At 53.5% G+C, this 15,057-nt stretch carries 14 protein-coding genes; 13 read left to right on the forward strand and 1 reads right to left on the reverse strand.

Annotated elements, in window-relative coordinates:
- Window positions 1-75: 75 nt before the first annotated feature.
- The 9 genes from miaB to CMR03_RS15095 all read left to right on the forward strand — a co-directional run bounded on the left by miaB (window position 76) and on the right by CMR03_RS15095 (window position 9,385).
- Window positions 76-1,500 (forward strand): tRNA (N6-isopentenyl adenosine(37)-C2)-methylthiotransferase MiaB, encoded by a 1,425-nt coding sequence (gene miaB / locus CMR03_RS15055; RefSeq protein WP_063878759.1) that lies wholly within the window; start codon window positions 76-78, stop codon window positions 1,498-1,500.
- Window positions 1,501-1,707: 207 nt separating this feature from the next.
- Entirely contained in the window at window positions 1,708-2,769 is a 1,062-nt protein-coding gene (locus CMR03_RS15060) for a PhoH family protein (protein WP_063878758.1), read from the forward strand.
- Window positions 2,766-3,239 carry an rRNA maturation RNase YbeY gene (gene ybeY, locus CMR03_RS15065; protein ID WP_063878757.1) on the forward strand — a complete coding sequence of 158 codons (474 nt, stop codon included), beginning with the start codon at window positions 2,766-2,768 and terminating at the stop codon, window positions 3,237-3,239. Before CMR03_RS15060 ends, ybeY begins: the two co-directional genes overlap by 4 nt.
- A gap of 81 nt (window positions 3,240-3,320) precedes the next feature.
- Window positions 3,321-4,202, forward strand: coding sequence for a CNNM family magnesium/cobalt transport protein CorC (corC, locus tag CMR03_RS15070; protein ID WP_063878756.1), 882 nt, complete (start codon window positions 3,321-3,323; stop codon window positions 4,200-4,202).
- A gap of 4 nt (window positions 4,203-4,206) precedes the next feature.
- A complete protein-coding gene (gene lnt, locus CMR03_RS15075) occupies window positions 4,207-5,730 on the forward strand; it encodes an apolipoprotein N-acyltransferase (protein ID WP_096012056.1) in 1,524 nt (507 codons plus the stop codon).
- A 461-nt stretch (window positions 5,731-6,191) separates the two neighbouring features.
- Window positions 6,192-7,088 carry an amino acid ABC transporter substrate-binding protein gene (locus CMR03_RS15080; RefSeq protein ID WP_063878755.1) on the forward strand — a complete coding sequence of 299 codons (897 nt, stop codon included), beginning with the start codon at window positions 6,192-6,194 and terminating at the stop codon, window positions 7,086-7,088.
- A 153-nt stretch (window positions 7,089-7,241) separates the two neighbouring features.
- Window positions 7,242-7,982: an amino acid ABC transporter permease gene (locus tag CMR03_RS15085; RefSeq protein WP_063878754.1), complete on the forward strand. Its 741-nt coding sequence runs from the start codon at window positions 7,242-7,244 to the stop codon at window positions 7,980-7,982.
- Window positions 7,982-8,659: a glutamate/aspartate ABC transporter permease GltK gene (gene gltK / locus CMR03_RS15090; RefSeq protein ID WP_063878753.1), complete on the forward strand. Its 678-nt coding sequence runs from the start codon at window positions 7,982-7,984 to the stop codon at window positions 8,657-8,659. The genes CMR03_RS15085 and gltK overlap by 1 nt, the downstream gene beginning before the upstream one ends.
- The gene (locus CMR03_RS15095) at window positions 8,660-9,385 is read left to right on the forward strand and encodes an amino acid ABC transporter ATP-binding protein (RefSeq protein ID WP_063878752.1); all 726 of its coding nucleotides are present in this window, start codon (window positions 8,660-8,662) and stop codon (window positions 9,383-9,385) included.
- A gap of 33 nt (window positions 9,386-9,418) precedes the next feature.
- Here CMR03_RS15095 and CMR03_RS15100 read toward each other — a convergent pair whose 3' ends face one another.
- Window positions 9,419-9,901, reverse strand: a complete 483-nt coding sequence (locus CMR03_RS15100; protein WP_063878751.1) for a zinc ribbon-containing protein — start codon at window positions 9,899-9,901, stop codon at window positions 9,419-9,421.
- A 223-nt stretch (window positions 9,902-10,124) separates the two neighbouring features.
- Here CMR03_RS15100 and leuS point away from each other — a divergent pair, with 223 nt between their 5' ends.
- The 4 genes from leuS to nadD are packed head-to-tail and all read left to right on the forward strand — an operon-like array spanning window position 10,125 to window position 14,983.
- Window positions 10,125-12,707 carry a leucine--tRNA ligase gene (leuS, locus tag CMR03_RS15105; protein ID WP_096011909.1) on the forward strand — a complete coding sequence of 861 codons (2,583 nt, stop codon included), beginning with the start codon at window positions 10,125-10,127 and terminating at the stop codon, window positions 12,705-12,707.
- Between the two features lie 14 nt (window positions 12,708-12,721).
- Window positions 12,722-13,321 carry an LPS assembly lipoprotein LptE gene (gene lptE, locus CMR03_RS15110; protein WP_096011910.1) on the forward strand — a complete coding sequence of 200 codons (600 nt, stop codon included), beginning with the start codon at window positions 12,722-12,724 and terminating at the stop codon, window positions 13,319-13,321.
- Window positions 13,318-14,349, forward strand: a complete 1,032-nt coding sequence (gene holA, locus CMR03_RS15115; protein ID WP_063878748.1) for a DNA polymerase III subunit delta — start codon at window positions 13,318-13,320, stop codon at window positions 14,347-14,349. Before lptE ends, holA begins: the two co-directional genes overlap by 4 nt.
- Window positions 14,342-14,983, forward strand: coding sequence for a nicotinate-nucleotide adenylyltransferase (nadD, locus tag CMR03_RS15120; protein ID WP_063878747.1), 642 nt, complete (start codon window positions 14,342-14,344; stop codon window positions 14,981-14,983). The genes holA and nadD overlap by 8 nt, the downstream gene beginning before the upstream one ends.
- Window positions 14,984-15,057 lie beyond the last annotated feature (74 nt).

The following is a 15,057-nucleotide window of genomic DNA, read 5'->3' on the forward strand; positions in this document are numbered from 1 at the left end:
AGGCTGGTCACATCCGCAGCAAAGCATTACAATACGCCCCCAGCACTTCACTGCACTGATTTAATGGCTAGCTCGATGACAAAAAAACTGCATATCAAAACCTGGGGATGTCAGATGAATGAGTACGATTCATCTAAGATGTCTGACCTGCTGAACAGCACGCACGGCTACACCCTGACAGAGGAAGCTGAAGAGGCGGATATTCTGCTGCTCAACACCTGCTCTATCCGCGAGAAAGCGCAGGAGAAGGTTTTCCACCAGTTGGGGCGCTGGAAAAAACTGAAAGAGCGCAACCCGGATTTGATCATCGGTGTTGGCGGCTGCGTCGCGTCGCAGGAAGGGGATCATATTCGCCAGCGTGCGCCTTGCGTGGACATTGTCTTTGGTCCACAAACCCTGCACCGTCTGCCCGAAATGATCAACACCGTGCGCGGCAGCAAAAGTCCGGTTGTCGATATCAGCTTCCCGGAAATCGAAAAATTTGACCGTTTGCCTGAACCGCGCGCCGATGGGCCTACCGCGTTTGTCTCCATCATGGAAGGCTGCAACAAATACTGTACTTTCTGCGTGGTGCCTTACACCCGCGGTGAAGAAGTCAGCCGTCCCTCCGACGATATTCTGCTGGAGATCGCGCAGCTTGCCGCGCAAGGCGTACGCGAAGTCAATCTGTTAGGTCAGAACGTTAATGCCTATCGTGGCGCAACCTTTGATGGCGACGTATGCACCTTTGCTGAACTGTTGCGCCTGGTCGCGGCCATTGATGGCATTGACCGTATTCGCTTCACCACCAGCCATCCGATTGAATTCACTGACGACATCATTGAAGTTTATCGCGATACGCCAGAGTTGGTGAGCTTCCTTCATCTGCCCGTGCAGAGCGGCGCTGACCGTATTCTGACGCTGATGAAGCGCGCCCATACCGCGCTGGAATACAAAGCCATCATTCGTAAACTGCGTGCGGCGCGTCCTGATATTGAAATCAGCTCTGACTTTATCATTGGCTTCCCGGGTGAAACCCAGCAGGACTTTGAGCAAACCATGAAGCTAATTGGCGATATCAACTTTGATATGAGCTACAGCTTTATCTACTCAGCACGCCCTGGTACGCCAGCGGCGGACTTGCCTGACGACGTCAGCGAAGAAGAGAAGAAGCAGCGTCTCTATATTCTGCAGGAACGCATTAACCAGCAGGCGATGGCGATCAGCCGCCGCATGATGGGCAGCGTGCAGCGGATTCTGGTGGAAGGCATCTCACGTAAAAACGTGATGGAGCTGACAGGCCGGACCGAAAACAACCGCGTGGTGAACTTTGAAGGGTCGGTAGAGATGATTGGCAAATTTGCCGACGTCGAAATCGTGGACGTGTATACCAACTCCTTACGTGGGAAGCTGATTCGCACGGAAGATGAACTCGGTTTACGCGTTGCGGAAAGCCCTGCGTCTGTTATTGCCCGTACCCGTAAAGAAAATGACATCGGCGTCGGGGTCTTCCAGCCCTGATCCCTCGTTATGTGCGGCGGCGCAGCACTGGCTGCCGCACATTCTGCTGTTTTGCACTTGGTTTCTGCCTGTGCCGCCCAAATATCACTTCATACGCTTGCGCCCCGGCGCTACCGCATAAATAATTTCGTTACGATGCATCCGCTTAAGGCGTTTGATGCAGCAGCAAACCCTCTCAACTGGCCCTGAGTGACCCAAAGGATTCGTTTGAATATTGAAACCCGTGAAATCGCCCTTGAACCGGCTGATAACCGCCGTCTGATGAGCCTGTGTGGTCCGTTTGATGACAATGTAAAACAGCTGGAACGTCGTCTTGGCATTGAGATTAATCGCCGCGATAACCAGTTCAAACTGGTTGGTCGGGTGCTGTGTGTGAATGCCGCCGTTGATATCCTGAAAACGCTCTATGTCGATACCGCGCCCGTGCGCGGCGCGATCCCGGATATCGAACCTGAACAGATTCATCTGGCCATCAAAGAGAGCCGGGTGCTGGAACAAACAGCGGAAAGCGTGCCGGACTACGGCAAAGCGGTCAACATTAAGACCAAACGTGGCGTGATTAAGCCGCGCACGCCGAACCAGGCACAGTACATCGCGAATATCCTCGACCATGACATTACCTTTGGTGTCGGTCCTGCGGGTACCGGTAAAACCTATCTGGCCGTGGCAGCCGCGGTCGATGCGCTGGAACGGCAGGAGATTCGCCGCATCCTTCTGACGCGCCCTGCCGTAGAGGCGGGTGAGAAACTCGGCTTTCTGCCGGGCGACCTGAGCCAGAAAGTGGACCCGTACTTGCGCCCCCTTTACGACGCCCTGTTTGAGATGCTGGGATTCGAAAAGGTTGAGAAACTGATGGAGCGCAACGTGATTGAAGTGGCTCCGCTGGCTTACATGCGTGGTCGTACGCTGAATGACGCGTTTATTATTCTGGATGAAAGCCAGAACACCACCATCGAACAGATGAAGATGTTTCTGACGCGTATTGGCTTCAACTCTAAAGCGGTCATTACCGGTGACGTGACGCAGATCGACCTGCCGCGCCATACCAAGTCCGGTTTACGCCATGCAATAGAGGTGCTGTCCGAGGTTGAAGAGATCAGCTTCAACTTCTTCCACAGCGAAGACGTCGTGCGTCACCCGGTTGTGGCACGTATTGTTACCGCCTATGAAGCCTGGGAAGAAGCCGATCAAAAACGTCGTGACCAGCAAGCTGAAGAGCGTAAACGCGACGCCCTTGCGGCCCAACACAGCGCCCAGGAGAATTCATGAGCGACGTGATCCTCGATCTGCAACTGGCCTGCGAGCAGACCGATAATTTACCGACGGAAAGTCAGTTTCAACACTGGCTGGAAGCGGCAGTCATGCCCTTTCAGCCGGAAAGTGAAGTGACTATTCGTGTGGTGGATGAATCCGAAAGTCATGAGCTTAATTTGACCTACCGTGGCAAAGACAAGCCGACCAACGTGCTGTCATTTCCCTTCGAAGCCCCGCCCGGCATCGAATTACCGCTGCTAGGCGACCTGATCATTTGTCGTCAGGTGGTTGAGCAGGAAGCGCAGGAACAGGGAAAAACCACAGAAGCCCACTGGGCGCACATGGTGATCCATGGCACGCTGCATCTGTTGGGTTATGATCACATTGAAGACGGCGAAGCCGAAGAGATGGAAGGTATTGAGACAGAGATAATGCTTGCTCTTGGTTATCCTGATCCGTACATTTCGGAGAAAGAAAACACCTGAAGCTGTGATTCAGGCCATCCTGCTGCTGGCGAACAGGCCGGCAGCGTAATTTCCTTACCAGAGAGATCTTTAAAAACCGCCATGAGCGACGACCATTCTCAAAACAGCGATGCACCCAGTAGTAAAAAGGGATTTTTTTCCCTACTAATCAACCAACTGTTCCACGGTGAACCTAAAAACCGTGATGAGCTACTGGGTCTTATCCGCGACTCCAATCAAAAAGACCTGATTGATCAGGATACCCGGGACATGCTCGAGGGCGTGCTGGATATTGCAGAACAGCGCGTGCGGGACATCATGATCCCACGCTCCCAGATGATTACGTTAAAACGAAATCAGAACCTGGAAGAGTGCCTGAGTGTAATTATCGATTCAGCACACTCTCGCTTTCCGGTGATCAGCGAAGACAAAGACCATGTTGAAGGCATCCTGATGGCGAAAGATCTGCTGCCGTTTATGAGCAGTGAATCTGAAGCTTTCAGCGTGGAAAAAGTCCTGCGACCGGCGGTGGTTGTCCCTGAGAGCAAGCGTGTTGATCGCATGCTGAAAGAGTTTCGCTCGCAGCGCTATCATATGGCGATTGTGATTGATGAGTTTGGTGGTGTGTCCGGGCTGGTCACGATTGAAGATATTCTGGAGCTGATCGTTGGCGAAATCGAAGACGAATATGATGATGAAGAAGATCGTGATATCCGTCAGCTTAACCGTCAGACCTATACCGTTCGTGCACTCACGCCGATTGAAGATTTCAACGAGGTGTTTGGCACCCAGTTCAGCGATGATGAAGTGGACACCATTGGCGGGCTGGTTATGCAGGGCTTTGGTCATCTACCGGCGCGTGGCGAAAGCATCGACATCGATGGTTACCAGTTCAAAGTTGCCATGGCTGACAGCCGTCGTATCATCCAGGTTCATGTAAAAATTCCGGAAAATTCGGCGCTACCTCAACTGGATGACGAATAATTTTATGGCATTAGCCTCACTTTACCAGCGGCAGCGGGTACGTCTGCTGCTGGCTTTACTCAGCGGCGCCTGTGGCACGCTTGCCTTTTCCCCTTATGATTTCTGGCCTGCCGCTCTGCTCTCGCTCTGCGGGTTGCAAATCCTGACCTTAAACCGTACCAGCCCACAAGCCAGCGCCATCGGTTTCAGTTGGGGATTTGGCCTTTTTGGCAGCGGTATCAACTGGGTTTATGTCAGTATTGCCACCTTCGGCGGAATGCCGGGGCCGGTTAACGTATTCCTGGTCGTGCTGCTGGCGGCGTATCTGGCGATTTATCCGGCCCTGTTTGCCGGGGTGCTTAACCGCATTTGGCCACGAACCACCTTGTGGCGGCTGGCACTGGCGGCCCCCGCATTATGGCAGGTCACGGAGTTTTTACGCGGCTGGATATTGACCGGATTTCCGTGGTTACAGTTTGGCTATAGCCAGATCAACGGCCCGTTGAAAGGTATTGCGCCTCTGGCGGGTGTGGAAAGCATCACCTTCCTGATGATGATCGTTGCCGGGTTACTGGTGTACGCCCTGCAGCAGCGCAATATTAAAAGCCTGGTGGGTGCGCTGGCATTACTGGCCCTGTGCTGGCCATTACGCTATCTGCAGTGGTATCAACCGCTGCCAGCGCGGGCAGTCAATGTGGCGCTGGTGCAGGGCGACATTCCCCAGTCAATGAAGTGGGACCCGCAACAGCTGCTGAATACCCTGCGTATTTACAGCGATCTGAGCCAGCCACTAATGGGCAAAGCCCCCATTATTATCTGGCCGGAGTCGGCCATTACCGACCTGGAAAGTAACCAGCAACCTTTCCTGCGTTCACTGGATAATGAATTACGCGCGCGCGGCAGCTCGCTGGTCACCGGTATCGTGGATTCGCGTCTGGAGCAGAATCGCTACCATGACTACAACACGGTAATCGTTCTGGGCGGACCGAAGCCTTATAACTACTTCAGCACCAACCGCTATCAGAAACACCACCTGGTGCCCTTTGGTGAATTCGTTCCCATGGCTGACCTGCTGCGACCGCTGGCCCCTTTCTTTGATTTGCCGATGTCCGCCTTTAGTCGCGGCGCTTATCTGCAGCCTCAGCTCAACGTGGCAAATTATCATCTGACGACGGCCATTTGCTATGAGATCGTTTTAGGGGAGCAGGTGCGCGCCAACTTCCGTCCGGATACCAACTTTCTGTTAACCGTCTCGAATGATGCCTGGTTTGGTCACTCGATCGGCCCCTGGCAGCATTTCCAGATGGCGCGCATGCGCGCACTCGAACTGGGCAGGCCACTGCTGCGCGGCACGAATAACGGTGTGACTGCCGTGGTGAATGCCGATGGCGATGTGGAGAAAGTTCTGCCGCAGTTCACCCGGGATGTTTTAGTGGACAAGGTAACGCCCACGCGGGGTGAAACCCCCTATTCCAGAGCCGGTCTCTGGCCGGTATGGTTAGCCACCCTGTTGGCCGGGCTGATCGCCTTTATCAGGCGTCACCGCTAATTCCCTGTGGCGAAGCGCGGCTTCGCCACATCTTCTCTCCCTGCTCTCCCTGCTCTCCCTGCTTCTGCTTCTGCTTCTGCTTCTGCTTCTGCTTCTGCTTCTGCTTCTGCTTCTGCAATAAAACTAACGTTTCACCGGATTGTCATTTTATTTTGGCACGATGATTGCAAAATGTTTCTGTATTCACCGGCATTCAGGCCTGTTAGCGGACGCGGCGCACCAAAAAGAGTCCTGATGCGCACCCTTTATGTGCATTGGCCTTTATTTGCCTTTTTTTGGTGCGAATGACATCGCAAAAAAGAAACTTTTTTGTTTCATTGAGTTAACAATCCGCTATGTTAGTGAATATTCTCAGCGCTTAAGCGCGAAGGGATAACAAGAAAAGCAGCGCAAAATACACACAACATCACAATCAGTACAGGGGTAGATCCTGTGCAATTTCCACATGAAGGAGTTGGAACATGCAATTACGCAAAGTGGCATTATCTCTTCTGCTGTTAAGCGCAGCAGCGGGAGCGGCCCAGGCGGAAGATCTGAGCGGTACCCTGAAGAAAATCAATGACAATGGCGTCATTGTCATCGGGCATCGTGAATCATCAGTTCCCTTTTCTTATTACGACAACCAGCAAAAAGTGGTTGGTTATTCTCAGGCTTATTCCAATGCCATTGCAGACGCGATTAAAGCCAAACTGAATAAGCCCGATCTGCAAATTAAAATGATCCCTATTACATCGCAAAACCGTATTCCGCTGTTGCAGAACGGCACATACGATTACGAATGCGGTTCCACCACCAATAACCTTGAGCGCCAGAAACAGGCGGCATTCTCCGATACCATTTTTGTTATCGGCACCCGTTTGCTGGTCAAGAAAGGCGGTCCGATTAAAGATTTCGACGATCTGAAAGGTAAGACTGTCGTCGTGACCTCAGGCACCACCTCAGAAGTGCTGCTGCACAAACTGAACGACGAGAAAAAAATGGATATGCGCATTATCAGCGCGAAAGACCATGGTGACTCGTTCCGCACGCTGGAAACCGGCCGTGCCGTGGCCTTTATGATGGACGATGCGCTGCTGGCTGGCGAACGTGCCAAAGCCAAAAAGCCTGACGACTGGGAAATCCTGGGTACGCCGCAGTCTAAAGAAGCCTATGGCTGTATGCTGCGCAAAGACGATCCACAGTTCAAAACCCTGGTGGATGACACCATTGCGAAAGCCCAGACCTCAGGCCAGGCAGAAAAATGGTTTGATATCTGGTTTAAGCAGCCTATCCCGCCTAAAAACCTGAACATGAACTTTGAACTGTCTGATGACATGAAAACGCTGTTCAAAACGCCTAATGACAAGGCACTGAATTAACAACGATAACAAGGGCGGCATTGTCGCCCTCTCGATTGCTGAAACTGCGACGTGGACAGACAGCCTGCACGGGTCGTTCCCCCGAATCAGGCGAATTAAGTCGCTCATCAATCTTCAGGGTAGCTCTGCTACCCTTTTTTACCGGAGCTCGTTATGGGTATCGATTGGAACTGGGGCATATTTCTCGAACAGGCCCCGTTCGGTAATACCACCTATCTCGGCTGGTTGTGGTCCGGTTTTCAGGTGACGATAGCCGTCTCCTGCTGTGCCTGGATTATTGCTTTCTGTGTAGGTTCATTTTTTGGCATTCTGCGTACTGTTCCTAATCGCCTGTTATCCACGATAGGAACCTGCTATGTAGAACTGTTTCGTAATATCCCCCTTATCGTTCAGTTCTTCTTTTGGTATCTGGTTGCGCCAGAGCTGGTGGGACAGAATCTCGGTATGTGGTTCAAGTCAGAACTGGACCCTAACCTGCAGTTCTTTATCTCCTCAGTCATCTGTCTGGGCTTGTTCACCGCTGCACGCGTTTGCGAGCAGGTACGTGCCGCCATTCAGTCGCTGCCGCGCGGCCAAAAGAACGCCGGGCTGGCCATGGGGCTGACGCTGCCACAAACCTATCGCTACGTGCTGTTGCCCAATGCTTATCGGGTTATCGTGCCGCCGATGACGTCAGAGATGCTTAACCTGGTTAAAAACTCGGCGATTGCCTCGACGATCGGTCTGGTTGATATGGCGGCACAGGCAGGAAAACTGCTGGACTATTCCGCGCACGCCTATGAATCCTTCACCGCAATTACCCTGGCTTACGTGGCAATTAATCTGGTGATTATGTTGCTGATGGGCCTGGTTGAACGCAAAGTGCGTCTGCCTGGCAACGCGGGAGGCAAATGATGTACGCATTTGACTGGAGTTCTATTCCTCCCAGCCTGCCCTATCTGCTTAGTGGTCTGGTCATCACCTTCAAGATCACCATAACCGCCGTTGTGTTTGGCATCCTCTGGGGCACGCTGCTGGCGGTAATGCGCCTGTCCACCTTCAAGCCCATCAGCTGGTTTGCCAGGCTGTATGTCAACCTGTTCCGCTCGGTGCCGCTTGTGATGGTGCTGCTGTGGTTCTATCTGGTTGTACCCAGCTTTTTACAGCAGGTGTTGGGGATTTCGCCCAAGACCGATATCCGTCTGATCTCAGCCATGGTGGCATTCTCCCTGTTCGAAGCCGCCTATTACTCTGAAATCATTCGTGCCGGGATTATCAGCATCGCACGGGGGCAGTCCAGCGCTGCGCTGGCGCTGGGAATGACGCAGTGGCAGTCGATGAGACTGATTATTTTACCCCAGGCGTTTCGCGCCATGGTCCCGCTGTTACTGACCCAGGGCATCGTCTTGTTCCAGGATACCTCGCTGGTTTATGTCCTGAGTCTGGCTGACTTCTTCCGCACCGCGTCCACTATTGGCGAACGTGACGGTACCCAGGTAGAAATGATTTTGTTTGCTGGTCTGGTCTACTTTGTGATCAGCCTGAGCGCATCACTGTTGGTCAGCTATCTAAAAAGAAAAAGGACGGTTTAAATGATTAACCTGAAAAACGTTTCCAAGTGGTATGGTCAATTTCAGGTGCTGACCGACTGCTCTACCGAGGTACAAAAAGGTGAAGTGGTGGTGGTATGCGGGCCGTCGGGTTCAGGCAAATCAACCCTGATTAAAACCGTCAATGGTCTGGAGCCGATCCAGCAAGGCAGCATTACGGTGAATGGCACCGAAGTGAACAATAAAAAAACCAACCTGGCTACGCTGCGCAGCAAAGTCGGCATGGTGTTTCAGCACTTCGAGCTGTTCCCTCACCTGAGCATTATCGACAACCTGGTACTGGCACAGGTAAAAGTGCTGAAGCGGGATAAGGCGGCTGCCCGCGATAAAGGTCTGAAGCTTCTGACCCGCGTGGGTCTGTCTGCTCATGCCGACAAGTTTCCCGGACAACTCTCGGGAGGTCAGCAACAGCGCGTGGCGATTGCCCGGGCGCTCTGCATGGACCCCATTGCCATGCTGTTTGATGAACCGACATCGGCGCTCGATCCTGAGATGATCAATGAAGTGCTGGACGTCATGGTGGAACTGGCGCAGGAAGGCATGACCATGATGGTCGTCACCCATGAAATGGGCTTTGCTCGTAAGGTGGCGAACCGGGTCATTTTTATGGACGAAGGCAAAATTATCGAAGACACCAAAAAAGAGGACTTCTTTAATAATCCGCAGTCTGAACGGGCGAAGGATTTCCTGGCAAAAATTCTGCACTAAAAACCAGGCGGGCACCGTGCCCGCCTGTTTCTGTCAGGGCTCAAATGGCTGGCGATAAAACTGATCGTGATTGCATTCCGGACAGCGTGACAGGGTTTCCGCCGTATAAATCGCGCGAGTAAAGTGACATTTTTCGCACACCAGATTGCCCAGCCCCACCACCTCACCGCTTTGGTAAACGCCGTGATGTTGTAAATCCTGGAAGACTTCGCGCCACTCCAGCTGGCTTTTATCCGTGATGTCTGCCAGCTCTTTCCAGATACTTTCGCGAATCACGCGCATAAAGACCGAATCCGCCACCGGTTCTTCCGCTTCTGCATAGTTACGACCGAACTCGGCTAAATCGCGACGCACCGAGGCCAGTGCCCGATCAACTTCATCTGGTGTCAGATCTGAGTGCGCACGTAAATGACGACGCCGATCTTCCACCAATGTATCCAGATCGCGATCGCCGTGGCGAAGACGTTCGGTTAATACCGCCAACGAATCGTGATACTCCTGTGCCACTTTATTCATTTTATTCTCCTTTTTGCGCTCAGTACCTGTACTAAGTTTAGCTACTTTGTCACATTTGCCCGGTTCACTGGGTAAGGAATGGTAAAAGAGTGAAAACGCTGACGCTTTAGCGATAAATCGCCCCTGCATAAAGTGGGAAGTGTTGTTGATGTGCGGCCTTATGGGTATGCTATGCGGATCGTAAAGTCAGCAAAGTGTCATTTATTAAGGACCACAGGCAGCCATGCAAGAGCAATACCGCCCGGAAGAGATTGAATCCCGCGTTCAGCAGCAGTGGGATGAAGACGAAACGTTTAAAGTGACTGAGCAGGAAGGCAAAGAGAAATATTATTGTCTGTCCATGTTGCCCTATCCTTCTGGCCGCCTCCATATGGGCCACGTTCGTAACTACACCATCGGCGACGTCATCGCGCGTTATCAGCGCATGCTCGGCAAAAACGTGCTGCAGCCTATCGGCTGGGATGCATTCGGTCTGCCTGCGGAAGGCGCGGCGGTAAAAAATAATACCGCACCGGCGCCCTGGACTTATGACAATATCGCCTACATGAAAAACCAGCTTAAACTGCTGGGTTTTGGCTATGACTGGAGCCGAGAGCTCGCCACCTGCCAGCCAGAGTATTACCGCTGGGAGCAGTGGTTCTTTACCAAACTCTATGAGAAAGGCCTGGTATACAAAAAAACCTCGGCGGTGAACTGGTGCCCCAATGACCAGACCGTTCTGGCTAACGAACAGGTTATCGATGGCTGCTGCTGGCGCTGTGACACCAAAGTTGAGCGCAAAGAGATTCCGCAGTGGTTTATCAAAATTACGGATTACGCTGAAGAGCTGCTGAACGATCTGGATACGCTGGAAGAGTGGCCTGAGCAGGTCAAAACCATGCAGCGTAACTGGATTGGCCGTTCTGAAGGGGTGGAAATCACCTTTGACGTAGCGGACAGCAACGAAAACGTCACGGTTTATACCACGCGTCCGGACACCTTCTATGGCGCAACCTACGTTGCCGTCGCGGCGGGCCATCCGCTGGCACTGCAGGCTTCCGCAAGCAACCCTGCCCTGGCTGATTTTATTGCCGAATGCCGCAACACCAAAGTGGCTGAAGCTGACATGGCCACCATGGAAAAGAAAGGGATGGCTACCGGGCTGTTTGCTGTGCATCCATTAACGGGTGAGCCTGTTCCTGTCTGGGTCGCTAACTTTGTGCTGATGGAGTACGGCACGGGTGCCGTCATGGCGGTGCCGGCCCATGACCAGCGTGACTGGGAGTTTGCCATTAAATACGATCTGCCGATCAAACCGGTTATCCTTAACCTGGACGGCAGCGAGCCAGATGTCAGCGCTGCCGCGATGACCGATAAAGGCGTGCTGTTTAACTCAGCCGAGTGCAGCGGTCTGGATCACAGCGCCGGGTTCAACGCCATTGCTGATGCGCTGGCCGCGAAAGGCGTTGGCGTGCGCAAAGTTAATTACCGCTTACGCGACTGGGGTGTTTCCCGTCAGCGTTACTGGGGCGCACCGATTCCTATGGTCACGCTGGAAGACGGCACCGTGATGCCCACGCCAGAAGATCAGCTTCCGGTCATCCTGCCTGAAGATGTGGTGATGGACGGCATTACCAGTCCGATTAAAGCCGATCCAGAGTGGGCAAAAACCACCGTAAACGGTCAGCCCGCACTGCGCGAAACGGATACCTTTGACACCTTTATGGAGTCTTCATGGTATTACGCGCGCTACACCTGCGCCGATTATAAAGACGGCATGCTGGACCCGGCGGCGGCGAACTACTGGCTGCCGGTGGATCAGTATGTGGGCGGTATCGAACACGCCATCATGCATCTGATGTATTTCCGTTTCTTCCACAAACTGCTGCGCGATGCCGGCCTGGTGAATTCGAATGAGCCCGCCAAACGTCTGCTGTGTCAGGGGATGGTGTTAGCGGATGCGTTCTATTACGTGGGTGTTAACGGTGAACGTAACTGGGTTTCTCCTGTTGATGTGACTGTCGATCGTGATGAGAAAGGCCGCATCGTGAAAGCAGTAGACACGCAGGGCCGTGACGTGATCTACGCGGGCATGAGCAAAATGTCGAAGTCGAAAAACAACGGCATTGACCCACAGCTGATGGTTGAGCGCTATGGCGCAGATACCGTACGTCTGTTCATGATGTTTGCTTCCCCGGCTGATATGACGCTGGAGTGGCAGGAATCCGGTGTTGAAGGCGCTAACCGCTTCCTGAAACGCGTCTGGAAACTGGCCTACGACCATTCGCAGAAAGGGGCTACCGTTGCCCTGGACGTTGCCAGCCTGAACGATGATCAGAAAGCCTTGCGTCGCGATCTGCACAAAACCATTGCCAAAGTTTCCGATGATATTGGCCGTCGTCAGACCTTCAACACCGCGATTGCGGCCGTGATGGAGCTGATGAATAAGCTGGCGCGGGCGCCGCAGGACAGCGAACAGGATCGTGCCCTGATGCAGGAAGCGTTACTGGCCGTGACGCGTTTACTGTATCCGTTCACACCACATGCCTGCTACGTACTGTGGCAAACGCTGGGTGGTGAAGGCACTATCGACAATGCGGAATGGCCGGTGGCCGATGACGCCGCGATGGTTGAAGATTCTCTGCTGGTCGTCGTTCAGGTTAACGGTAAAGTCCGTGGTAAAATTACCGTACCCGCCGATGCAACCCAGGAACAGGTTCAGGCGCGTGCGGCTGAGGAACCATTAGTAGCGAAATACCTTGATGGTGTTAGCATTCGTAAAGTCATTTATGTACCGGGCAAACTGCTTAACCTGGTTGTGGGTTAAGTTCAGGAGGAACTGTGCGACATCCGATTATCAGGTTGTTTGTCATGCTGGCGGTGGTCATCACCGCTGGCTGTGGTTTTCATCCGCGCGGCACCACTCAGGTGCCAACCGAACTGAGAACGCTGGTTTTAGACAGTGGTGACCCTTACGGCCCTCTGGCGCGTACCGTACGTCAGCAGTTGCGTCTCAACAACGTGAATATTGTTGAAACTACGCAGAAAAACAGCATGACCGTGCCAACGCTACGTCTTGGCGGAGAGGGACAAAGCCGTAGTACCGCCTCCGTATTTATCAGCGGTACAACAGCTGAGTATCAATTGACGATGACGGTCTCTGCTCAGGTGCTGATCCCGAATAAAGGGATCTACCCTATCAGTGCAACCGTTTACCGCTCGTTCTTTGATAACCCGAACGCGGCACTGGCGAAAGACGCTGAGCAGGACATGATTATTCAGGAGATGCGCCAGCGCGCAGGCGAACAGTTGGTGCGTAAGCTGCTTACTGTTCATGCTGCGCAGATGGAATCTCAGCAAATGTCGTCCAAATCGACGATTTCCAAACCGGTTCAACCTGCTGCGGAGGTTTCTTCTTCCGCCACGCAAATGCCGCAATGATCAGGATTTACCCGGAACAACTCAGCGCGCAGCTCCGTGAGGGGCTGCGCGCCTGTTATTTATTAACCGGTAATGAACCCTTGCTGTTGCAGGAAAGTGCAGATGCGATTCGTGCCAGCGCCGTGGCGCAGGGTTTTGAAGAGCATCTGAGTTTTACGCTCGATGCGCAAACGGACTGGGACAGCCTGTTTGTTAGCTGTCAGTCAATGAGCCTGTTTGCTCAACGCCAGACGCTAACGTTACAGTTTCCTGAAAATGGACCGAATGCGGCTATCGCTGAGCAACTCATCAAGCTGGCCCCGCTGCTCCACGCCGATATTCTACTGATTTGCCGAATGGCAAAACTCAGCAAAGCGCAGGAAAACAGCGCCTGGTTTAAAACGCTTTCGGCCCATGCCGTGCTGGTCCCCTGCCAGACGCCAGAACAGGCTCAGCTCCCACGCTGGGTCGCCAGCCGTGCAAAAGCCCTTAAGCTCGACATCGATGATGCTGCCGTCCAGCTACTCTGCTACTGCTATGAAGGTAACCTGCTGGCGTTGTCCCAGGCGCTTGAACGACTGTCACTGCAGTGGCCCGATGGCAAACTAACGCTGCCACGCGTTGAAGCCGCCGTCAGCGATGCCGCTCACTTTACCCCTTATCACTGGGTTGATGCGCTGCTTGGCGGCAAAAGCCGACGCGCACTGCATATTCTGCAGCAGCTTGAAAGAGAAGAGAGCGAAGTCGCGATATTACTGCGCACCCTGCAGCGCGATTTGCTGACCCTGTTGCATCTGCAGCGCCATCAGTCACAACAGCCGCTGCGTACACTAATGGATCAGCAGCGTATCTGGCAGAATCGCCGCAACCTGTTTACCGAGGCACTGCAACGCCTGGATGCAGCGCGATTACAGCAGGCTATTCACTTGTTGATGCAAATCGAGATCACGCTGAAACAGGATTATGGTCAATCGGTCTGGCCACAGTTGCAGACGCTGTCAATGCTGATCGCGAATCGCGCGTTCCCTGCGAGCCTTGCCCATGTCTGACTTACATGCTCTGTTTGGCGGCACCTTCGATCCGGTTCATTTTGGTCATCTCCGCCCGGTAGAAAAACTGGCCGAACAGATTGGCCTGTCCCGGGTTACCCTGCTGCCCAATAATGTGCCACCGCACCGGCCACAGCCCGAAGCCAGCCCGCAACAGCGGGTTGAAATGCTTGAGTGCGCCATAAAAACGTTGCCACTTTTTGACATTGATACGCGGGAATTACAACGTGATACGCCCTCATGGACGGTGGACACCTTAGAAGCGCTGCGGGCCGAACGGGGCGAACAACCGCTGGGCTTTATTATCGGTCAGGACTCCCTGCTGTCGCTGAACAAATGGCACCGCTGGCAGGACCTGCTCAGCCTGTGCCATCTTTTAGTGTGTAAGCGGCCAGGCTATCCGACGGAAATGGCGTCGCCAGACATGCAGCGCTGGCTGGATCGCCACGTCATTCAGGACAGCCAACAGCTCAGGCAACGCCCGGCTGGGGCGATCTGGCTGGCAGAAACCCCGCTGTATGCCATCTCTGCCACCGAGATCAGGCAGCGTCGCCATCAACATCTCGCCTGTGACGATTTACTGCCCGCCTCCGTGATTACCTACATAGACCGCGCCGGCTTATATCGCGACTGATATGGGCGTGATATACTGCGCCGCTAAATTTTTCGGCTGTCTTCCGGGTTTCAGCCAGCCCGCTCTCATCCAGT

Source organism: Pantoea allii, assembly GCF_002307475.1.
Lineage (GTDB): Bacteria > Pseudomonadota > Gammaproteobacteria > Enterobacterales > Enterobacteriaceae > Pantoea > Pantoea allii.